At 50.8% G+C, this 22531-nt stretch carries 20 protein-coding genes and 1 pseudogene; 14 read left to right on the top strand and 7 right to left on the bottom strand.

Annotated features, from left to right (window positions below; genetic code table 11):
- The first annotated feature begins 16 nt into the window (after positions 1-16).
- From NA197_RS08205 to NA197_RS08230, 6 genes and pseudogenes are all read left to right on the top strand, one after another.
- Positions 17-2527 carry a fimbrial biogenesis outer membrane usher protein gene (locus NA197_RS08205; RefSeq protein ID WP_064043452.1) on the top strand — a complete coding sequence of 837 codons (2511 nt, stop codon included), beginning with the start codon at positions 17-19 and terminating at the stop codon, positions 2525-2527.
- A gap of 21 nt (positions 2528-2548) precedes the next feature.
- Positions 2549-3019: an AfaD family invasin gene (gene afaD, locus NA197_RS08210; protein WP_000266948.1), complete on the top strand. Its 471-nt coding sequence runs from the start codon at positions 2549-2551 to the stop codon at positions 3017-3019.
- Between the two features lie 407 nt (positions 3020-3426).
- Positions 3427-4248: a polysaccharide deacetylase family protein gene (locus NA197_RS08215; RefSeq protein WP_000119391.1), complete on the top strand. Its 822-nt coding sequence runs from the start codon at positions 3427-3429 to the stop codon at positions 4246-4248.
- A gap of 82 nt (positions 4249-4330) precedes the next feature.
- A pseudogene (locus NA197_RS08220) lies at positions 4331-4568 on the top strand (PerC family transcriptional regulator); the annotation flags it as partial.
- Between the two features lie 496 nt (positions 4569-5064).
- Positions 5065-6012: a LysR family transcriptional regulator gene (locus NA197_RS08225; protein ID WP_000970302.1), complete on the top strand. Its 948-nt coding sequence runs from the start codon at positions 5065-5067 to the stop codon at positions 6010-6012.
- 119 nt (positions 6013-6131) lie between these two features.
- Entirely contained in the window at positions 6132-6347 is a 216-nt protein-coding gene (locus NA197_RS08230) for a hypothetical protein (protein ID WP_001575654.1), read from the top strand.
- 3 nt (positions 6348-6350) lie between these two features.
- On the opposite strand, the gene pagN is transcribed toward NA197_RS08230, so the two are convergent.
- The 4 genes from pagN to fadE all read right to left on the bottom strand — a co-directional run bounded on the left by pagN (position 6351) and on the right by fadE (position 11514).
- Positions 6351-7070: an adhesin/invasin protein PagN gene (gene pagN / locus NA197_RS08235; RefSeq protein WP_000787603.1), complete on the bottom strand. Its 720-nt coding sequence runs from the start codon at positions 7068-7070 to the stop codon at positions 6351-6353.
- A gap of 345 nt (positions 7071-7415) precedes the next feature.
- Positions 7416-7823 (bottom strand): Spy/CpxP family protein refolding chaperone, encoded by a 408-nt coding sequence (locus NA197_RS08240; RefSeq protein WP_001622793.1) that lies wholly within the window; start codon positions 7821-7823, stop codon positions 7416-7418.
- A gap of 370 nt (positions 7824-8193) precedes the next feature.
- Positions 8194-8961 (bottom strand): amidohydrolase, encoded by a 768-nt coding sequence (locus NA197_RS08245; protein ID WP_000015789.1) that lies wholly within the window; start codon positions 8959-8961, stop codon positions 8194-8196.
- Positions 8962-9069: 108 nt separating this feature from the next.
- Complete coding sequence (gene fadE / locus NA197_RS08250) at positions 9070-11514, bottom strand: acyl-CoA dehydrogenase FadE (RefSeq protein ID WP_000973040.1); 2445 nt, start codon at positions 11512-11514, stop codon at positions 9070-9072.
- Between the two features lie 239 nt (positions 11515-11753).
- On the opposite strand from fadE, the gene lpcA reads away from it, so the two are divergent.
- Positions 11754-12332: a D-sedoheptulose 7-phosphate isomerase gene (lpcA, locus tag NA197_RS08255; protein WP_000284051.1), complete on the top strand. Its 579-nt coding sequence runs from the start codon at positions 11754-11756 to the stop codon at positions 12330-12332.
- A 212-nt stretch (positions 12333-12544) separates the two neighbouring features.
- Entirely contained in the window at positions 12545-13312 is a 768-nt protein-coding gene (locus tag NA197_RS08260; RefSeq protein WP_000333387.1) for a class II glutamine amidotransferase, read from the top strand.
- Here NA197_RS08260 and dpaA read toward each other — a convergent pair.
- Positions 13283-14023 carry a peptidoglycan meso-diaminopimelic acid protein amidase gene (gene dpaA, locus NA197_RS08265; RefSeq protein ID WP_001225658.1) on the bottom strand — a complete coding sequence of 247 codons (741 nt, stop codon included), beginning with the start codon at positions 14021-14023 and terminating at the stop codon, positions 13283-13285. The genes NA197_RS08260 and dpaA overlap by 30 nt on opposite strands.
- 249 nt (positions 14024-14272) lie before the next feature.
- Here dpaA and dinB point away from each other — a divergent pair, with 249 nt between their 5' ends.
- The 3 genes from dinB to prfH all read left to right on the top strand — a co-directional run bounded on the left by dinB (position 14273) and on the right by prfH (position 17297).
- A complete protein-coding gene (dinB, locus tag NA197_RS08270; RefSeq protein ID WP_001226200.1) occupies positions 14273-15328 on the top strand; it encodes a DNA polymerase IV in 1056 nt (351 codons plus the stop codon).
- A gap of 218 nt (positions 15329-15546) precedes the next feature.
- Entirely contained in the window at positions 15547-16686 is a 1140-nt protein-coding gene (locus NA197_RS08275; RefSeq protein WP_000528898.1) for an RNA ligase RtcB family protein, read from the top strand.
- The gene (prfH, locus tag NA197_RS08280; protein ID WP_000602086.1) at positions 16683-17297 is read left to right on the top strand and encodes a peptide chain release factor H; all 615 of its coding nucleotides are present in this window, start codon (positions 16683-16685) and stop codon (positions 17295-17297) included. The genes NA197_RS08275 and prfH overlap by 4 nt, the downstream gene beginning before the upstream one ends.
- A gap of 155 nt (positions 17298-17452) precedes the next feature.
- Here prfH and pepD read toward each other — a convergent pair whose 3' ends face one another.
- The gene (pepD, locus tag NA197_RS08285) at positions 17453-18910 is read right to left on the bottom strand and encodes a cytosol nonspecific dipeptidase (protein WP_001292971.1); all 1458 of its coding nucleotides are present in this window, start codon (positions 18908-18910) and stop codon (positions 17453-17455) included.
- 248 nt (positions 18911-19158) lie between these two features.
- Between pepD and gpt the strand changes: the two genes are divergently transcribed.
- The 3 genes from gpt to crl all read left to right on the top strand — a co-directional run bounded on the left by gpt (position 19159) and on the right by crl (position 21409).
- On the top strand, positions 19159-19617 hold the full coding sequence (gpt, locus tag NA197_RS08290; RefSeq protein WP_001292018.1) for a xanthine phosphoribosyltransferase: 459 nt from the start codon (positions 19159-19161) through the stop codon (positions 19615-19617).
- 88 nt (positions 19618-19705) lie between these two features.
- Positions 19706-20950 carry an esterase FrsA gene (frsA, locus tag NA197_RS08295; protein WP_000189588.1) on the top strand — a complete coding sequence of 415 codons (1245 nt, stop codon included), beginning with the start codon at positions 19706-19708 and terminating at the stop codon, positions 20948-20950.
- Positions 20951-21007: 57 nt separating this feature from the next.
- Positions 21008-21409 carry a sigma factor-binding protein Crl gene (crl, locus tag NA197_RS08300; RefSeq protein ID WP_000174693.1) on the top strand — a complete coding sequence of 134 codons (402 nt, stop codon included), beginning with the start codon at positions 21008-21010 and terminating at the stop codon, positions 21407-21409.
- Positions 21410-21459: 50 nt separating this feature from the next.
- On the opposite strand, the gene phoE is transcribed toward crl, so the two are convergent.
- Positions 21460-22512, bottom strand: a complete 1053-nt coding sequence (gene phoE / locus NA197_RS08305) for a phosphoporin PhoE (protein ID WP_023237819.1) — start codon at positions 22510-22512, stop codon at positions 21460-21462.
- Positions 22513-22531 lie beyond the last annotated feature (19 nt).

The raw sequence follows: 22531 nt of genomic DNA on the forward strand, positions 1-22531 counted from the left end.
GGCTTAGCGGCAGAATATGAAGTTCAAACATCCTGCCTTGCTACTGTTTATCGCGGGAGTAGTTCACTGCGCAAATGCGCACGCTTACACATTCGATGCATCGATGTTGGGCGATGCAGCGAAAGGGGTTGATATGTCGCTCTTTAACCAGGGGGTACAACAGCCAGGGACTTATCGCGTGGACGTGATGGTGAATGGTAAACGTGTCGACACCCGTGATGTGGTGTTCAAATTGGAAAAGGATGGGCAAGGAACGCCTTTTCTGGCTCCTTGTTTGACGGTCAGTCAGCTTTCACGCTACGGCGTAAAAACGGAAGATTACCCTCAGTTGTGGAAAGCAGCAAAGCCCCCAGATGAGTGTGCGGATCTGACCGCCATTCCACAGGCTAAAGCGGTACTGGATATCAATAATCAGCAACTGCAACTGAGTATTCCGCAGTTGGCGTTGCGTCCGGAATTTAAGGGGATCGCTCCTGAAGATCTCTGGGATGATGGTATTCCGGCGTTTCTGATGAACTACAGTGCGAGGACAATGCAGACGGATTACAAAATGGATATGGAGAGGCGTGACAACTCTTCCTGGGTACAACTGCAACCGGGAATCAATATAGGTGCGTGGCGTGTCCGCAATGCGACCAGCTGGCAGCGGAGTAGTCAACTGTCGGGGAAGTGGCTGGCAGCATATACCTATGCTGAGCGTGGACTGTACTCACTAAAAAGTCGTCTGACTCTGGGGCAAAAGACTTCGCAGGGGGAGATATTTGATAGTGTGCCATTTACCGGTGTGATGTTGGCATCGGATGGCAACATGGTGCCCTACAGTGAGCGGCAGTTTGCTCCGGTAGTGCGTGGGATTGCCCGCACGCAGGCTCGGGTGGAGGTCAAACAGAATGGTTACACCATTTACAACACCACTGTGGCGCCCGGACCGTTTGCACTGCGGGATCTGTCGGTAACAGACAGTAGTGGTGATCTGCATGTCACCGTGTGGGAGGCCGATGGCAGTACACAAATGTTTGTGGTGCCGTATCAGACCCCGGCGATAGCACTGCACCAGGGATATTTGAAGTACAGCCTGTTGGCGGGCCGATACCGATCGTCAGACTCTGCAACGGATAAGGCGCAGATCGCGCAGGCTACGTTGATGTATGGTCTGCCGTGGAATCTCACTGCATACGGCGGTATACAGAGTGCAACGCACTATCAAGCTGCATTGCTTGGTTTGGGGGGATCTCTCGGGCGGTGGGGGAGTTTATCTGTCGATGGAAGCGATACACACAGTCAGCGTCAGGGGGAGGCGGTACAGCAAGGAGCCTCCTGGCGACTGCGTTACAGCAACCAGCTGACTGCGACGGGGACAAATTTTTTTCTGACGAGATGGCAGTATGCCTCGCAGGGCTATAACACCCTATCCGATGTGCTCGACAGTTATCGACATGATGGTAACCGTCTATGGTCGTGGCGGGAAAATTTGCAGCCGAGCTCGCGTACCACCCTGATGTTGAGTCAGTCATGGGGGAGGCATTTGGGCAATCTGAGTTTAACCGGTTCCCGTACCGACTGGCGTAATCGCCCCGGTCATGATGACAGCTACGGACTGAGTTGGGGAACCTCTATCGGAGGGGGCTCGCTGTCATTGAACTGGAATCAAAACAGAACGCTGTGGCGCAATGGCGCGCACCGTAAAGAGAACATAACCAGCCTGTGGTTCAGTATGCCATTAAGCCGCTGGACGGGGAATAATGTAAGTGCTAGTTGGCAGATGACTTCACCATCACACGGTGGTCAGACGCAACAAGTGGGGGTCAACGGAGAGGCATTCAGTCAGCAACTGGATTGGGAGGTGCGTCAGAGTTACCGTGCCGATGCCCCGCCAGGTGGTGGTAATAACAGCGCATTGCACTTGGCATGGAATGGGGCTTACGGCCTGTTAGGTGGTGACTATAGCTACAGCCGGGCGATGCGCCAGATGGGAGTCAATATCGCGGGAGGTATAGTTATCCACCATCATGGTGTGACGCTGGGGCAACCTTTGCAAGGCTCAGTGGCGCTGGTTGAAGCGCCAGGGGCCTCGGGGGTGCCAGTTGGCGGCTGGCCTGGCGTTAAGACGGATTTTCGTGGCGACACTACAGTGGGCAACCTGAGCGTCTATCAGGAGAATACAGTCAGCCTCGATCCGTCGCGACTACCGGATGACGCAGAGGTCACACAAACCGATGTGCGCGTGGTGCCAACCGAAGGGGCGGTGGTGGAAGCGAAGTTTCACACTCGCATCGGGGCCAGGGCACTGATGACGCTGAAACGGGAAGATGGTAGCGCCATTCCTTTCGGGGCGCAGGTTACAGTCAATGGGCAGGATGGCAGTGCTGATCTGGTGGATACTGATAGCCAGGTTTATCTCACTGGTCTGGCGGATAAGGGCGAACTGACGGTGAAATGGGGAGCACAGCAATGTCGGGTTAACTACCACCTACCTGCCCACAAGGGAATCGCGGGCTTGTATCAAATGAGCGGTCTCTGCAGATAGCCGATTCTGAAGGAGAGAATAATGTGGATGAAAATACAGCGAGTGAAAACGGTTATCTATAGCGTAACCTTACTGGTCGCTGCCAGTAGCTTGATGCCGATAGCGAACGCCGCAGAAAAACTTCAGACAACGCTACGTGTAGGGACTTACTTTCGGGCTGGGCACGTGCCAGATGGGATGGTGCTTGCGCAAGGCTGGGTGACTTATCACGGCAGTCACAGCGGGTTTCGGGTATGGAGCGATGAGCAAAAGGCGGGTAATACGCCTGCCGTATTGTTGCTGAGCGGGCAACAGGATCCTCGCCATCACATTCAGGTTCGCCTGGAGGGCGAGGGATGGCAACCAGATACGGTGAGTGGTCGTGGCGCCATTTTAAGAACCGCTGCAGATAACGCCAGTTTCAGTGTGGTCGTTGATGGTAATCAGGAAGTGCCAGCGGACACCTGGACGCTGGATTTTAAGGCCTGTGCATTGACACACGAGGAGGCGTAGACATCTGTTCCACTCATACTTCCTGTATCAGTGAATAAGGCGAATACTGTATATCAGGTTCGAGGATGTATTGAAAATTTACTCAAGGCAAATATGGTTAGCAATCTTCATTGCAGAAAAATCAATTGCTGATTGATTTTAAAATCTGAAATTCACCTTTTTTTGTAGGGAGAGGAATATTATGTTTCGTAAAATAATTTAACGGACACTGATGCCTTTATTATTTTCTGTTTTGTGGATTTGTTTGATTCACTCTTTTGTGAGCGGGGCTTTATAAGCCCCTGGTATAAGGTTTGTTTATCTGTCAGGTATTCATATGTGATATTTAAGATTTTATGTTTAGAGGGCTTTTTCTTGTCCCCTCAGGCGTAAAAATAATTTATTTTTTATATAAAGGAATAAAACATATGTCTTATGCACGACATTTACCGGTATTAATGTATCACCATGTCAGTGATAAACCCGGACAGATAACCTTATCTCCCCGTACGTTCCGGGCGCAGATGAAATGGCTGGCTGAATCTGGCTGGAAAACCGTTACCGCTGCAGAGGTGGAAGCTTTTTATCATGGTGCAAGATTGCCTCGTAAAAGCGTCATGCTGACCTTTGATGGCGGCTGGCTGGATAACTGGTTGCAGGTTTTTCCGGTGCTGCAGGAGTTTAATCTGCATGCGCATCTCTTTCTTGTGACCAGTTTGATCAGTGACGGACCGGTCCGTATTCCTGCAGGCGAACCGGTGTACTCTCATGATGAGTGTCAGATGCTGGTTAAACAAGGCCGGGCTGATGAGGTCATGCTGCGCTGGTCAGAGGTCCGGGAGATGCACCTCAGTGGCCTTGTTGAGTTTCACTCGCACACGCACACCCACCGACGCTGGGACCAGAAACCTGTGTCCCGTAATCCGTCGGATTTGCTTCGTGTCGATATTCTTCTTAGTCGTAAGCGGATGAGGGAGATGCTGGGTTACTGCAGTCAGCATCTGTGCTGGCCTGAGGGCTGGTATTGTTCTGATTATATTCATGTGGCTGAAGAGCTGGGGTTCACATACCTGTATACCACAGAAAGGCGTATGAACAATCCAGTCATCGGTTCACAGCGTATTGGTCGTATCAACACAAAGGAGCGAAAGAATGTGGGCTGGCTGAAACGTCGTCTGTTTTATCACACCACGCCCGGATTTTCTTCGCTGCTGGCCCGGCATAAGGGGGCACGTCGGATAGCTGACTGAGCCGGAGACCAGGATGAAAGTGCTGCATACCGAATCCTCCCCCATCATCGGCGGGCAGGGGTTGTAGGCTATATCCCAAATGATGGTGCTGATTTTGAGCAGAAATAAGGTAACACCGGAGGCCGTGATAGACCCGGTTGCGCAGAATCTGGAGGCAGCAGGTCACTGGCGCAGGGCTTCTACCCGCTGGCTTTTGGTCATGGGAGATTTTGAATGTACAGAGGCCCAGCGGGAGTGGTTGTTGTTGCGCCGGAATTATTGCCTTGCGCAGATATCTTCCCCTGGCGCCAGTAAAGCTGGATATCAGCGACGTGACGAAATGAGAGGAGCCTGCACATAGGTTTATGTTTTGAGTAAGCGTCTTATTTAAACCGTCTGTTCTGTTTCCTCCACTTTCACAAATAATGTCGAACCGGGTGGGGGGGACTCAAGTAAGAATAATCTGGCGATGTTTTGCTTGTTTCCACGGGATACTTTGTTAGGTGAACGATACAATTAATGCGTTCCAGACTGCGTCACAGAAAAGGACAATGCCTTTGCAGAACGGGCGCATGACAATGAACCACTTTATTATTGGTATCTGGTTCGGCGACAACCTTGACGATCGCTTCTGAGATAGGGTATTTACACTGAGTGGTAAACAGGTTCAATTAGTAACCGGAGATGGATGCAAAATCATGATCGATTCAGATGCTATTTTGCAGCCAATAGATTTTTTATTATGATGATATCAAGGACATTGAGGCACACAATGACGCATCGGTAAGTCGTTGATAGCTCCTTTAATATAAGAATTTCTTTTATCAACGGAAGATAATGATGGAACTGATCAATAATCGTGGTATGCGAGACTGGATGATATTTATTAAAGTGGCGGAAGTAGGGAATCTTTCCCGGGCTGCGCGGGAATTAGATATTAGCATTTCTGCTGTCAGTAAATCGCTTAGTCGCCTTGAGAATTCTATTGAGGTTACTTTACTTCGGCGCGATTCACATCACTTAGAGCTGACTGGAGCTGGTCAGACAGCCTATGCAAGCATGAAAAGGATAACATCTTCCTTTCAGTCCTTGCTGGATGAATTGCGAAATCCGGATAAAATAATCAGAGGGAGTATAAAATTTTCGGCTCCGGCTATTGTCTGTGAGTTTCTTGCCAATAAGTGGATATGGGAATTTACAGCTAGCTATCCGGATACAAAAATCTACCTGGATTCACGAGAGCGTAGCGATTTTTTTAGTAAATCCCTGGAGTTTGATGAGCTGGTTTTTAAAAGTGGCATAATCGAAAGTGAGGATCTCGTGTATCGAAAGATAAGCCCTTTAAAGTTGGTTCTTTGTGCGAGTCCGAAATATATCAGAAAATATGGCAGGATCTCACACCCTGGCGATTTGGAAAATCACATTATTGTGGGTCTTCACAATCATGGTCTTTCCGGACCTCTTACTCTTTTCCGTCAAGATGAATCATACACTATTAGTGGCGCTGTTAATGTTCATTTATCTTCCAATAATCTTTTGAGTGTTCTTAATTTGGTTTTAGAAGGAAAGGGTATCAACCTCATGACTCCGGCCTGGCTTGCCACCAAATACTTAAAAAATAATGAACTTGAAATTATACTTCCTGAATGGAGGGTTCCAGATCTCCCCATTTATCTTGTATGGCGTCATCGTCAGTATTATTCTCCTTTATTTCAACGCTTTCTGTCTTTTATTGAAGATAAATGGAATAATCGCCCACAAATTGATTTTCTGAATGATGATTAACCCGTTTGGAATGGTTTTGACACGTTCCTGACTTAAACCCACATGATGATGACTGAATTGAGGCATCGAGATATGCGACTGGTCAGCCAGTCGTCTTTTGACGATGCCCAATACAAAACATGATGCCGACTGACGGAAATGATAATACCCGGAAACAGGACGGGGCTGTTTTTGGGCAGCCGGAAGTTAAGCCCATACCAGAAACGTTGCAGTGTACTGAAAAATGGCGCCAGGTTGCACCTGTTCAACGATTTTCTGAAGGCGCAGGAGTATTCATTACTGATATCCTCCATTGCGCCTTCGGGAACCCACAGGACCAGCTATTTTACCGATAGTGTTTAAAAGGCGTAAGTAATGCCGAGCATGAAGTCATTGGAGGCAGCCTTTGTGTCTGCATCATAAGCGGTATGTTCATCACCAGCATAGTGATTTTTTGAAATGCTTACTTTGCCAGCATTAATGTATTTATAACTGGCGTCAATCATAATATTATCTGTTACAGCATATTTTGCACCGATACCTGCGCCCCAGGCAAAGTTATTTTTTGAAGCAGACAGAGTTTCATTAATACCAAAACCAACAGGAATGGTGTTATTACTTAGCTTCACATGAGCGAGGCCAACGCCTGCGCTGATATAGGGAGTAAATGCCGTACTATTGTGAAAATCATAATAGCCATTAACCATGTAAGTGGTCATTCGGACCTGATTTTTTACATTTATGTGTACTGGATCACCAAATGCAATAATATCCTGCCCGCCTTTAGCATCCGTCTCACCTCTGAAAGTGGTATCCAGTTCTAAACGTACTGGAAGCTGGAATGGATCATAAAAGTCATAACCGATAGCAACCCCGCCGCCAAAAACGCCTTTGGTACGGTCAGGTAACGTTGCATGACCATTAACTATCTCATCCTGGCTGAAGGTTGAGTTGATTCCATAGACATTGACTACGGATGTCCCCGCTTTCCCGGTGATATAGATCCCTTCTTTTGCTGATGCAGTAGCGGACCAGGCTACCACAAGGGGAATGATGCAGACTGCGAAAAAGTTTTTCATTTCAGAACCTGCCTTAATATTGGGCTAAAAGACAAGTTTCACGGTATAGGGTGTGATATAACGATTACATAAACGAAGCCCAAAAAACGGTCTATTGTAACGCTGGGTTTTCTGTAAGCGGGTAAAACATGAGATGAAAATATTAAATAACAATACGATAATCGTCGGTATGGAAATCCATCTCCTCGCCAAATTGCCCAACGTATGCCAGCCCCACGTACGGTTTCACTTCTATGTTATATAACGGGTAGTGTGAGATGGTGCGATGCTGTAAGAAAAAGATGAAGATGAATTTGTACCTGTCCTGGATAAAGCCCGTTATCCAGGAATAACGGGCAAAAATATTTACTCAAGTGCCTGGGCGAGATCTTGTTGTACCTGTTGACGCTGTTCTGGTGTTAAGACTTTGCTTAAATCAAAATAATATTTAACCCGATAATAGCGAGCCTGTTGTTCTATGTTACTGAAGGCTGCAAGCTGCTCTTTTACGGCGGCGTCATCCCATTTACCGGATTTAATCACCTCTATCAGCGCACCGTCTTTAATTCCCTTCATAGAAATCTGACTGACGTCGGTTTCCAGTTGTTGGTGAAGTTTTTTGATCCGGGTAATCTGATCGTTTGTCAGCTTCAGATGCTGGACAATAGGATCCTGGGCGGGCAGGGGAGGATTGGGGACAGCGGTGGCGAAAGCGCCAAAAGAAACGCCCGCCAGAGTCGCTGCCAGTAAAGTTGTGCGTACAAAGTTTTTCATGAAGATATCCTGATAAGGGAGTGATTAACCGTTTTTATTACCCACGAATGGCGAGCAATTATCTTAGAGCCTATCCCAGTAGGGCTATTTTACTTGCCATTTTGGACCTGGGCAGTGCTCGCCAAAACGCGTTAGCGTTTTGAACGCCGCTTGCGGCGGCCCGAAGGGCGAGCGTAGCGAGTCAAACCTCACGTACTACGTGTACGCTCCGGTTTTTGCGCGCTGTCCGTGTCCAAACTGGCTGCGCCAATAACGCCTGGTGGGATAGGCTCTTAGTCAGAATACGTTGCCTGCCACATTACGCCACGCGAATTTGTTTTACGGAGAGTTACGGAGTGAAACAATCCCGCCGCGGTGAGCGGCAGGTTGCTTACAAGGTGAATGGATCGGCATCGCGCCAGGCTGGAAATTTTTCGCGATAGTCCTGCAAGGCGACGAGAGAAAGATCGGCATCAATACGTGTCGCTTGGTGTGGTTCGGCGGTGGCGATAATGTCGCCCTGGGGATTAATGATCCGGCTATCGCCGCGATAATGTAACCCGTTGCCATCGGTGCCAACCCGGTTGCAGCCTGCGACATAAGCCTGATTTTCAATAGCGCGCGCCGTCAGTAATGTTTGCCAGTGTAGCGAGCGCGGCGCGGGCCAGTTCGCTACATACAGCGCCAGATCGTAATCATTGCGGTTGCGCGACCATATCGGAAAGCGCAGATCGTAACAGATCAGCGGCAGAATGCGCCAACCGCGCCACTGCACGATGATGCGTTTATCGCCTGCGGCATAATGTTGATGTTCATCCGCCATACGAAACAGATGGCGCTTATCATAGAGATGAACCTTGCCTTCCGGTTCAACCAGTAAGAAGCGATTTACGGCGCCGCGCTCAGTTTGTAGCGCCGCGCTGCCGGCAATCAGAGCGTCAGTTTGTCGGGCTTTGGCCTGCATCCACGTAATCACGCTATCTTGTGAAAGTGAGTTATTAGCGGCCTCCATCGCAAAGCCGGTGGTAAACATTTCAGGCAGAACAATCACATCCCGGCCAGATACGAGCTCTAGCTGTCTGTCAAAATGACGCAGGTTTGCCGGGCCGTCCATCCAGACTAAAGGTTGTTGCAACAGAGTAATTTTCAAACCAGACACGATCGGAGCTCCTCATTGAACAGCGTCTTTACACTGTAGCATGAGCAATAATAAAAAAGCGGCAAGAAAAAGCCCCGCGAAAGCGGGGCAGGAAAGACGCGAGGCTGATTATGCGGCTTCGACTTTACGCACTTTCTCCGGCAGCTTTACCGGTTTGGTCGCCAGCGCTTCAGGCTCAAAATCATCAACGTTGATACTGCGCAGGCGGCTCTCTTCCGCTTTCGCCAGGATGGCGGCTTCATCTTTATCTATAAGCCCTTTCGCCAGCGCATTGCGCGCCAGTTCATCCAGACGAGTAAACGGCAGATTTTTACCCAGTTCTTTGCAGATGCGCTGGTGGATAGGGTCGGCAGCGATGACATCACGCAGCGCTTCTTCCAGTAAACCGACCGGATTATGTTCGGCGGGCGTCAGATACTGACCGCGCCCAATGCGTGAACGTGTGGCGTTCGGCACCTGCAGGATCTTCGCCACGGCGTGATCCAGCTTATCAGACGGCGCCAGATAATGACGGCCAGTCGGGAAGATCATCGCGGTGAGCAATCCGGCCACGACGCGGTTCGGGAAGTTCTGCAGCAGATCGTCCATCGCTTGTTCAGCACGATACAGCGCATCCTGTACGCCCCAGTGCACCAGCGGCAGGTCGGCTTCGTGGCGACCTTCGTCGTCGTAACGCTTCAGTACGGCTGAGGCCAGATAAAGCTGACTCAACACATCGCCCAGACGCGCGGAGATACGCTCGCGGCGTTTCAGGCTGCCGCCCAGTACCGCCATTGACACGTCGGACAGCAGCGCCAGGTTTGCGCTCAGTCGGTTCAGATGCTGGTAATAACGCTTCGTGGCGTCGCCGGTTGGCGTATGGCTCGTTAATCCGCGGGTCAGGCCAAGCCAGAAACTGCGAACGGTATTGCTGCCGACATGGCCAATATGTTTAAACAACAGTTTATCAAAGGCATTCACATCATTATTCTGCGCTGCGGCCATCTCTTCCAGTACATAAGGATGGCAGCGAATGGCGCCCTGACCAAAGATCATCATGCTACGGGTCAGGATATTCGCGCCTTCCACGGTGATCGCGATAGGCGCGCCCTGGTAAGCACGCGCCAGGAAGTTGCCTTCGCCGAGCATAATGCCTTTACCCCCAGTGATATCCATCGCGTCTATAATGGACTGCTGGCCGCGGTGGGTGCAGTGGTACTTCACGATAGCCGACAGTACCGCCGGTTTTTCGCCCAGCATAATGCCGTAGGTGATTAACGATGCGGCGGCATCCATCACATAAGCGTTACCTGCAATACGCGCCAGCGGTTCTTCAATACCTTCCATCTTGCCGATAGAAATTTTGAACTGACGACGAATGTGAGCATAGGCGCCGGTTGCCAGCGCGACGGATTTCACCCCGCCAGTGGAGTTGGACGGCAGGGTAATACCGCGTCCTACCGACAAACATTCCACCAGCATACGCCAGCCCTGTCCGGCCATTTTGGGGCCGCCGATAATATAATCAATAGGCACGAAAATATCGTTACCGCGGGTTGGGCCATTCTGGAACGGAACGTTAAGCGGGAAGTGACGACGACCAATTTCCACACCCGGCGTTGAGGTAGGGATCAGGGCGCAGGTAATACCCAGCTCTTCTTCTCCGCCTAACAATCTATCCGGATCGGAAAGCTTAAACGCCAGGCCCAACACGGTAGCTATCGGCGCCAGCGTAATGTAACGCTTGTTCCAGGTCAGGCGCATACCCAGCACCTGCTGGCCCTGCCATTCGCCCATGCAAACCACGCCGGTATCCGGAATGGCGCCTGCATCAGAACCTGCTTCCGGGCTGGTCAGCGCAAAGCAGGGGATCTCCTGGCCGCGCGCCAGTCGCGGCAGATAGTGATTCTTCTGCTCTTCCGTACCATAGTGCTGCAACAGCTCGCCAGGGCCGAGTGAGTTTGGAACGCCGACGGTGATAGCCAGAATTCCGGAGACGCCGGACAGTTTTTGCAGTACACGGGACTGCGCATAAGCGGAGAACTCCAGCCCGCCATACTCTTTTTTAATGATCATCGCAAAAAAACGATGCTCTTTCAGATAAGCCCACAGTTCCGGCGGCAGATCCGCCAGTTCATGGGTAATCTGGAAATCGTTCGCCATCCGGCACGCTTCTTCTACCGGGCCGTCGAGAAACGCTTGCTCTTCGGCAGTGAGTTGCGGTTGCGGATAGTTGTGCAGTTTTTTCCAGTCAGGCTTGCCCTGGAACAGATCGCCTTCCCACCAAGTTGTACCGGCATCAATCGCTTCTTTCTCAGTGCGCGACATCGGCGGCATGACCTTACGGAAGCCGCGGAACACCGGTGCGGAAATCATTGATTTTCGCATCGGTGTGAGGTTAAACGGCACGAGGATAATGGCCAGAGGAACCAACAGCCAGATGGACCACAGGCCAGCGACGCCAAGTGCGGCGGTCCAGGCGAGCAGAATCAGGCTGCTGAGAAATAAACTCACGCGGTGATAGAACAATGCGCCGAGCAGAACAACCGTAGCGATAATACTCAAAATCATCATAACGAAAAGCTCCCTTGCTTGTAGGAGGTCTGACCACTTGTGATGATTAGGTTGTAGTGGATGTAAAATTTTTTAGCAATGTGTTTACAAAATAATTACAACAAAGCTCACATTGTTGCCGTTTTTGGGGGCACGAAAAATCAAAAGCGTGAGGCGTTAATTCGGCTTATGCTTCTCGCCTGTACTGCTATCCGGTACACTGCATACTGTCATTTACATTCATGCTGAAGGATATCCTCATGTACCAGGATCTTATTCGTAACGAACTGAACGAAGCGGCGGAAACGCTGGCTAATTTTTTAAAAGATGACGCCAATATTCACGCTATTCAGCGCGCGGCGGTCCTGTTGGCTGACAGTTTTAAAGCGGGTGGTAAGGTACTTTCCTGCGGTAACGGCGGCTCCCATTGCGATGCGATGCACTTTGCTGAAGAGCTGACAGGTCGTTATCGTGAAAATCGTCCGGGCTACCCGGCAATTGCGATTTCTGATGTTAGCCATATATCCTGCGTCAGTAATGATTTTGGCTATGACTATATTTTCTCTCGTTACGTTGAGGCGGTAGGGCGCGAAGGCGATGTCCTGTTAGGGATCTCGACGTCGGGTAACTCTGGTAACGTGATTAAAGCGATTGCCGCGGCCCGTGAAAAAGGCATGAAAGTGATTACGTTGACCGGCAAAGACGGCGGCAAAATGGCGGGAACGGCGGATATTGAAATTCGCGTACCGCACTTCGGTTATGCCGATCGTATTCAGGAAATTCATATCAAAGTAATTCATATCCTGATTCAACTGATCGAAAAAGAGATGGTTAAATAACTATACCCGTCATACTTCAAGCTGCAGGTGCGTTGGTTGCGCTCAGAAACCCCAGTCACATAGTTATCTATGTTCCTGGGGATTTCCTCCCTTACCGCCTTCCTGCAACTCGAATTATTTAGGGTATAGCATATTGTTTTCTTTGATATTTTGAGATTTGATTGGCTGTAAAAATTACGCCTTCCCGCTTAAGGCGTTTGTGGAGGTGATGTATGTGCGAACTGCTTGGGATGAGCGCCAATGTGCCGACGGATATCTGCTTTAGCTTCACCGGACTGGTGCAGCGTGGCGGCGGAACCGGGCCGCATAAAGACGGCTGGGGAATTACCTTTTACGAAGGAAAGGGCTGTCGCACGTTTAAAGATCCGCAACCGAGCTACCATTCGCCGATTGCGAAACTGGTACAGAATTACCCGATCAAGTCCTGCTCGGTTATCGCTCATATCCGTCAGGCTAATCGCGGTGAAGTGGCGCTGGAAAATACACACCCTTTTACCCGGGAATTATGGGGACGCAACTGGACTTATGCTCATAACGGTCAGCTCAACGGTTATAAGTCGCTGGAAACCGGTAATTTTCGTCCGGTGGGGGAAACCGACAGCGAAAAAGCGTTTTGCTGGCTATTGCATAAATTAACGCAGCGTTATCCCCGCACGCCGGGCAACATGACAGCGGTATTTAAATATATTGCGACACTGGCGACGGTATTACGTGAAAAAGGCGTTTTTAACATGCTGCTGTCAGATGGGCGATATGTGATGGCGTTTTGCTCAACCCATTTGCACTGGATCACTCGCCGGGCGCCGTTTGGCGTAGCCACGCTGGTGGATCAGGATATGGAAATTGATTTCAGCTCACAGACCACGCCAAATGACGTGGTTACCGTGATTGCTACCCAGCCGCTAACGGGGAATGAAACCTGGCAAAAGATTATGCCAGGCGAATGGGCGTTATTTTGCCTCGGAGAGCGTATAATTTGAGGCCAGCTGTGGCTGAACGACTTCGTGACTCAACGGTTTGCTCACGACGTAACGTCCATCAACGATAGAAACAGTTGGCGGCTTATGCGTCTGTTCAAAATAATCGTAGCCGGGTTTTAGCTGCGCCCAGAAATCTTTGTAATATGAATATTTATGACGCTGCATATTGGCGTCGGTCATCCGGAACGGATAAATACTCACCTGCACGCTCGGCTGACCAAAGACCAGCGCGGCGGTGACAAACTGGAAAATCTCATCAATGCCGCTGTCGGTCATGGCATAGCAGCCGACGGAAACACAGGCGCCGTGAATCATCAGATATTTACCATCATAGCCATGCGCGCGATCGTAGGCATTGGGAAAACCAATGTTGATGGCCTTATAAAAACGGCTGTCTGGCTTGAGTTGATTGCGCTGAACGCTGTAAAACCCTTCCGGACTTTTAAAATCGCCCTGACGGCGTTTCGGGCCTAACCCACCGGAATAGTTGCAAATTTTGTAGCTATCAAGCAACTGGTATTGCTCACCCATTTTGACGTAGAGATCAAGAGTGCGCTCTTCTTTAAAAATCTGAATATAGACCGGTGAGCCCATTAACTGCTGCTTATACTCTTTACTGACCGGCGTGACGGGGCTGCTGCTGCTCAGCAAACCGGCAAATGAGACGCACGGCATCAGAAGCATCGCAAGAAAAAATGCGATTTTACGCATACTGCTTGTTCCTTGATAAAACGGTTACACACGCCAGAACGGCAAAAGAGTCCCCAAATCGGAGTAATCTGGATTTGGAGCGCTCACATTAGCACCACGGCAGTTTTTCGCAAGTCCCCGTGTGTACGTTTACAATTTTCCCGCCGCTTTCGTCGTCATACCTTCGAATATGTCGCATTTTTAACGCGAATGTCTCTTTGCGCGCAATAAAACATACTGTACACTTAAACAGTATTGTGGGGGCGAGCGATGCGCAAAATCATACATGTTGATATGGACTGTTTTTTTGCCGCGGTAGAGATGCGTGATAATCCGGCGTTACGCGATATTCCCATTGCCATTGGCGGGAGTCGTGAGCGAAGAGGCGTTATCAGTACCGCCAACTATCCTGCGCGCCAGTTTGGCGTACGTAGCGCGATGCCGACCGCCATGGCGCTAAAGCTGTGCCCCCATCTCACCCTATTGCCTGGCCGCTTTGACGCCTATAAAGAGGCTTCGCGGCATGTACGTGACATCTTTTCCCGCTACACTTCACTGATTGAACCGCTCTCGCTGGATGAAGCCTGGCTGGATGTGACTGACAGCCCGCACTGTTATGGATCGGCAACTCTGATCGCCAGGGAGATTCGTCAGACTATTTTCAATGAACTGCAACTCACCGCCTCCGCTGGCGTTGCGCCAGTGAAATTTCTGGCGAAGATCGCCTCCGATCTCAATAAACCGAACGGACAATATGTTATTACGCCAGCCGATGTACCCGACTTTCTTAAAACGTTGCCGTTAGCCAAAATTCCAGGCGTGGGGAAAGTTTCCGCCGCCAAACTGGAAAATATGGGGTTAAGAACCTGCGGGGATATTCAACAGTGCGATCTGGCGATGCTTCTCAAACGCTTTGGTAAATTTGGCCGGGTATTATGGGAGCGTAGTCAGGGTATTGACGAGCGTGATGTTAACAGCGAAAGGCTGCGTAAATCGGTAGGCGTTGAGCGTACTCTGGCGGAGGATATTCATGAGTGGTCGGACTGCGAGGCCATTATTGAACATTTATATCCGGAACTGGAGCGTCGTCTGGCTATAGTAAAGCCCGATTTACTGATTGCCCGACAGGGCGTTAAATTAAAATTTAATGATTTTCAGCAAACCACTCAGGAACATGTCTGGCCGCAATTAAATAAAGAAGACTTAATTACCACCGCCCGTAAAACCTGGACCGAGCGTCGCGGCGAGCGCGGCGTACGGCTGGTGGGGCTACACGTAACGCTGCTCGACCCTCAGTTGGAACGACAGTTGGTGTTAGGGTTATAAGTCAGGCCATTAAGATTTTATCACTATTACGATTGCGCCATCTAAATTTCAGTATTACTATACCCACGTTTTCTCATTCTCAATAACTGCAAAGGAGGTTCATCATGACACTTTATTCTCTGAACGCACTTTGCAGACCTTTCCAGGATTAATTTTCTTTTATTGCCCTGGATTCGTCTGCCATTTCCTGATTTTTTAATTCATATATGGAATGGTATATGGGCAATTATATTCGTCCTTTATCAGATGTGGTATTTTCTATCGCATCAGATAACCTGTGGATCGAAGATTCCGCGATCCAACAATTATATACGACGGCTAAGTTAACCGGTATGAAACGCGTTATCGGGATGCCAGATCTGCATCCGGGGCGCGGCTACCCTATTGGCGCAGCCTTTTTCTCGCGTGGACGCTTTTATCCGGCGCTGGTCGGCAACGATATCGGCTGCGGCATGGCGTTATGGCAAACGGATATTTTAGGGCGTAAATATAACGCCGATAAACTGGAGAAGCGGCTGGCGTCGCTGACTGACGTGGCGGACGCGCAGTGGCTGGAGGAGAATGTCCCCGCCGCAATGCAGCATCATTCGTGGCGCTCTGCGCTGGGTTCCATTGGCGGCGGCAATCATTTTGCCGAGCTGCAACAGGTCGATCGCATCGTCGATGCTGATTCGTTCGCTTTGTCGGGGTTGCAAAAAGCGCAGTTATTACTGTTGGTACACAGTGGTTCACGCGGTCTGGGGCAAGCTATCCTGCGTCGTCATGTGGAGGCGTTTTCGCATAACGGTTTGCCGGAAGATAGCGACGATGCGCGCCGCTACCTTGCAGAACATGACGATGCGCTGGCATTTGCCCGCAGTAATCGCGCGCTGATTGCCCGCCGGATACTGCAACAACTCAAGGCTGAGGGCGAACCGCGGCTGGATGTGGCGCATAACTTCGTTGAACCCTGTACTGTCGCGGGTGAGGCGGGGTGGCTGCACCGTAAAGGCGCTACGCCAGATGGGCAGGGACTGGTGATTATCCCCGGCTCGCGCGGCGATTATAGCTGGCTGGTGAAACCCGTCGTCAGCGAGGAGAGCCTCTTCTCCCTGGCGCACGGTGCGGGGCGCAAATGGATGCGTACCGAGTGTAAAGACCGGTTATCGGCAAAATTTACCCCGCGACAGCTCTGCCGTACCGGGATGGGTAGCCGGGTGATTTGCCGCGATCGCCAGCTCATTTATGAAGAAGCGCCGCAGGCGTATAAATCCATCGATAGCGTTGTGGATTGTCTGGCAGACGCCGGACTGATTACGCCAGTTGCCTGCCTGCGTCCGGTGCTGACGCTGAAAACCTCAGGGGAGAAAAGCGCATGATCTTACTGCAACTTTCTTCTGCGCAGGGACCGGACGAGTGTTGTCTGGCGGTAAAAAAAGCGCTGGATTGTCTGACGAAAGAAGCCGCCAGAGAAAAGGTATCGCTGACACGGCTTGAAACAGAGCCGGGACGATTACCAGACACGCTGCGTTCCGCGCTGGTCTCGCTGGACGGCGAAAAAGCCATGGCTTTCAGTGAACGTTGGTGCGGCACGTTACTGTGGATTTGTACCAGCCCGTATCGCCCGCACCATGGGCGAAAAAACTGGTACGTCGGCATTGGGCGCTTTTCCGCCGACGAACACATACAGTCTGATGAGATTCGTTTCGAGACTCTGCGCTCTTCCGGCCCGGGTGGGCAGCACGTTAATAAAACCGACTCGGCAGTGCGGGCCACGCACCTGGCGAGCGGGATTAGCGTGAAGGTTCAGTCGGAGCGCAGTCAACATGCGAATAAGCGTCTGGCCCGGCTGCTGATTGCCTGGCGGCTGGAACAGCAACGGCAAAATGAGTGTGCGGCGTTGAAGTCTGAAAGGCGTCTGTTCCATCATCAGATTGAGCGCGGCAATCCGCTGCGGATATTTAAAGGAATGGCGTTTACGCCACAATAATTCGGTGTTACCGGCGCTGTTATAGGGCTGTCCGGCTATTCGCGTGTAGCCGCAGCGCTATTCAGCGCATCCAGGAGAGTTTATCTGGCAATAGATACCCGATATTCCATATTGATAGCCCGTTCCAGAAATGGGACGGGCATTTTAGCGCTTTCTTACTTCGCAGGAATCGCTTTCAGCAATTCGGTCAGCAGAGTCCAGTAGTGGCCGACGCTTTCGATATGTACCTGCTCATCCGGAGAGTGAGGTCCGGTAATGGTAGGCCCAATAGAAACCATGTCCATATCCGGATAGGGTTTCTTAAACAGACCGCATTCCAGGCCGGCGTGGATAATCTGGATGTTCGGTGTCTTGTTGAACAGACGCTGATAGGTTTCCCGCACCAGGTGCATGACCGGCGAGTTCGCATCGGGCTGCCAGCCAGGATAGCTGCCTTTTGCTTCGGTTTTCGCGCCAGCCAGCTTGCCCAGCGAATCCAGCATACTCACCACATAATCTTTACCGCTGTCGATAAGAGAGCGAATCAGGCAGTGAATTTCGACATTCGCATCGGACATTGTGACCACGCCAACGTTCAGCGATGTTTCCACTACGCCTTTCGCCACGTCTGAATTGCGGATCACGCCGTTCGGCGTTGCGTTCAGCAGGCGCACAAAGGTATCGCGTGACGGCGCGGTCAATGCGGCTTTATCACTGGCAACCTCATTGAGTTGCAGCGTCAGGTTTTTCTCTTTTTCCGCCAGTTCGTTTTTCAGAATATCCTGGTAAGCGTTCACTAACGTTTTCAGAGCGTCTACGTTGTCTGCGGCAACGGCGAGGGTAGCGAACGCTTCGCGCGGAATCGCGTTACGCAGCGTGCCGCCGTTGAAATCGATCAGACGCAGATCCAGTTCTTCTGCGTGCCCGGCCAGAAAACGCGCCAGCAATTTGTTGGCATTGCCAAGACCGAGGTGAATTTCACCACCGGAGTGGCCGCCTTTCAGGCCTTTCAGGGTTAGCTTAAAGCACGCAAATCCTGCGGGTACAGCTTCACGGGTCAACGGCAGATTAGAGGTAAAATCAATACCGCCTGCGCAGCCCATATAGATCTCACCTTCTTCTTCAGAGTCGGTGTTGATCAGGATGTCGGCCTGCAACCAGCCGGACTGGAGGCCGAACGCGCCATCCATGCCCGCTTCTTCGGTCATGGTCAGCAGCACTTCCAGCGGGCCGTGGACGACATTATCGTCAGCCAGTACCGCTAACGCAGAAGCCATTCCAATACCATTGTCGGCGCCGAGCGTAGTACCGCGCGCTTTAACCCATTCGCCATCAATATAAGGCTGGATAGGATCTGTAGTGAAGTCGTGAACGGTGTCGCTATTTTTTTGCGGCACCATATCCAGATGCGCCTGTAAAACGACCGGCTTGCGATTTTCCATACCTGCAGTGGCGGGCTTACGGATCAGAATATTACCGACCTGGTCGCGATCCACGTAAAGGCCTTTCTCTTTGGCCCAACTCACAATATGTTCCGCGAGTTGCTCTTCGTGATAGGACGGGTGAGGGATAGAACAGATTTTGGCAAAAATATCCCACAAAGGTTGTGGGGATAACTGAGACAGTTCAGACACGATAAGTCTCCTTGGCGATGGTCTGAAAAACGTTCTTACAGGCCACAGGGTTAGCGGAATTGATAACTCTTACGAGATGCGACTGAGAATACCACTTTCTCCGCCTGCGGGTAGTATAAAGCATACAAAAAGAGGCGTGGATTCCGCTAAACACTGGTTTTTAGCGCGTCAGGTCTCTATAATCTCGCGCAACTATTTCCCCCTCGAACACTTTTTAAGCCGTAGATAAACAGGCTGGGACACTTCACATGAGCGAAAAATACGTCGTCACCTGGGACATGTTGCAGATTCACGCACGCAAACTGGCGAGCCGCCTCATGCCTTCAGAACAATGGAAAGGCATTATTGCCGTAAGTCGTGGCGGCCTTGTACCGGGCGCACTACTGGCGCGTGAATTGGGCATTCGTCATGTCGATACCGTATGCATCTCCAGCTACGATCACGATAACCAGCGCGAACTGAAAGTGCTGAAACGTGCAGAAGGCGACGGCGAAGGCTTTATCGTCATCGACGATCTGGTCGATACCGGCGGTACCGCCGTCGCGATTCGCGAAATGTACCCTAAAGCGCATTTCGTCACGATTTTCGCTAAACCGGCGGGCCGTCCGCTGGTTGATGATTATGTTATTGATATTCCTCAGAACACCTGGATTGAACAGCCCTGGGATATGGGTGTGGTATTTGTACCGCCGATTTCAGGTCGTTAATCAGCAGCTTTTCAGAGCGCCCGGCAATGCCGGGCGCTGTTTTATTGGTTACAATAAGCCTCTATGAGTATCCAAGGAGGCTGCACGAATGACACAGGCTAACCTCAGCGAAACCCTGTTCAAACCCCGCTTTAAACATACTGAAACGTCTACCCTTGTCCGTCGGTTCAATCGTGGGTCGCAGCCGCCCATGCAATCCGCGCTGGACGGTAAGAACGTCCCGCACTGGTATCGCATGATAAACCGCCTGATGTGGATTTGGCGCGGCGTTGACCCACGAGAAATCCTTGATGTGCAGGCGCGCATTGTGATGAGCGACGCAGAGCGAACGGATGATGATTTATACGATACGGTCATCGGTTACCGCGGCGGCAACTGGATTTATGAGTGGGCAAAGCAGGCGATGGACTGGCAGCAGAAAGCCTGTCAGGAACAGGACGCCATGCGCAGCGGACGCTACTGGCTTCATGCCTCAACGCTCTATAACATTGCCGCCTACCCGCATTTGAAGGGCGATGAGCTGGCGGAGCAGGCGCAGGCGCTGGCGAATCGCGCCTATGAAGAGGCCGCGCAGCGGTTGCCAGGCTCGTTACGTGAAATGGAATTTGCCGTTCCTGGCGGTTCGCCTGTCACCGCGTTTTTACATATGCCGAAAGGGGATGGCCCGTTTCCGACGGTGCTCATGTGCGGCGGCCTGGACGCCATGCAAACCGACTATTACACCCTGTATGAACGCTATTTCGCGCCGCGCGGTATCGCGATGTTAACGCTTGATATGCCTTCGGTTGGATTTTCATCAAAGTGGAAATTAACCCAGGATTCCAGCTTGCTCCATCAGCATGTGTTAAAAGCGCTTCCTAATGTCCCTTGGGTGGATCATACCCGTGTTGCGGCGTTTGGTTTCCGTTTTGGCGCCAACGTTGCGGTGCGTCTGGCCTATCTGGAAGCGCCGCGTTTGAAAGCGGTGGCTTGCCTGGGGCCGGTGGTCCATGCGCTACTTAGCGATCCGCAACGACAGAGCACGGTGCCGGAGATGTATCTGGATGTGCTGGCCAGCCGTCTGGGTATGCATGATGCTTCGGATGAGGCGCTGCGTGTGGAGCTCAATCGCTATTCGTTGAAAGTACAGGGGCTACTGGGCAGACGTTGTCCTACGCCAATGCTTTCCGGCTTCTGGAAAAACGATCCTTTCAGCCCGGAAGAAGAGTCTCGCTTAATTACAACATCATCTTCAGACGGTAAGCTGATAGAGATCCCTTTTAACCCGGTGTACCGCAATTTTGACCGCGCGCTGCAAGAAATTACCGACTGGATTAATCATAGATTGTGTTAATAGATTGATAAATTCTATTGATTTGGTAAAACAGTTGCTTCATTAAAGGAGATCGCAATGACGTTACCGAGTGGACACCCGAAAAGTAGATTGATCAAGAAATTTACCGCGCTTGGCCCCTATATCCGGGAAGGGCAGTGCGAAGACAATCGTTTTTTTTTCGATTGCCTGGCAGTTTGCGTCAACGTGAAGCCCGCGCCAGAGAAGCGTGAATTTTGGGGCTGGTGGATGGAGCTGGAAGCACAAGAGAAACGCTTCACTTATCGTTATCAGTTTGGTTTGTTTGATAAAGAGGGCAACTGGACCGCAGTGCCGATTAACGAAACCGAAGTGGTGGAGCGACTGGAATACACGCTACGCGAGTTTCATGAAAAGCTACGCGACCTGCTGATTTCTATGGAGCTGGCGCTGGAGCCGTCTGACGATTTCAACGACGAGCCGGTAAAACTGTCGGCATAACCCTGCTGTCATGCCTGATGGCGCAGCGCCATCAGGCACAATGCGACTTATCAGAACTGGTAGGTCAACCCTATTGCCACAATATCATCGTCATTAATGCCTAACGTGTTATCGCTATCAAGCTGATTGATTTTGTAATCTACAAACGCGGACATATTTTTGTTGAAGTAATAGGTTGCGCCAACGTCAATGTAATTCACCAAATCCTCACTGCCGACGCCCTCAATATCTTTGCCTTTTGACAGCACATAGCCTAATGACGGACGCAGACCAAAATCAAACTGATACTGGATAACCGCTTCGAAGTTTTGAGTTTTATTGGCAAATCCGCCGGAAACTGGCGTCATGTTGCGGGTTTCTGAATAGAAAGTCGCCATATAAATATCATTCGCGTCATACTTAACACCCGTAGCCCAGGCTTCGGCTTTATCGCCCGTACCGCGGCGCTGCAGATTTTGCTCCCTGGTGCGATCGGAGAGAGTATAAGCGCCGCTGACGGCAAAATCACTGCCGCCGAAATCATAGCTCACGGAAGTGCCGAAGCCGTCGCCGTTTTGCTTTTTCACATCGCGATCTTCGTTTTTCCCCTGATACTGTAAGGTAAGATCCAGTCCATCAACGATGCCGAAGAAATCGGTATTGCGGTAAGTCGCCAGCCCGCTGGCGCGTTTAGTCATAAAATTATCGGTCTGGGCGGAAGAGTCGCCGCCGAATTCGGGAAACATATCCGTCCAGGCCTCAACATCGTACAGCGCGCCCAGGTTACGTCCATAGTCAAAAGAACCGATATCTTTTAATTTCAGGCCTGCAAAGGCCAGGCGGGTTTTTTGCTGGGACGAATCACTTTCGGCTTTATTACCGGCAAACTCAGCTTCCCAGCGCCCGTAGCCGGTCAATTGATCGTTAATTTGCGTTTCGCCTTTAAAACCAAAACGAACGTAGCTTTGATCGCCATCTTTGCTGTCATAATCGCTCATATAGTGCATGGCTTTAACTTTTCCATACACATCAAGCTTATTACCGTTTTTATTGTAAACCTCGGCGGCGTGAACAGAGGCTGATGCGATGATACTCACCACTATTGCCAGAGTGCTCTTATTCATTTCCATTCCTGTTTTAATT

Origin of the sequence: Salmonella sp. NW884, assembly GCF_051700745.1 — a bacterium.
Classification (GTDB): Bacteria; Pseudomonadota; Gammaproteobacteria; order Enterobacterales; family Enterobacteriaceae; genus Salmonella; species Salmonella enterica.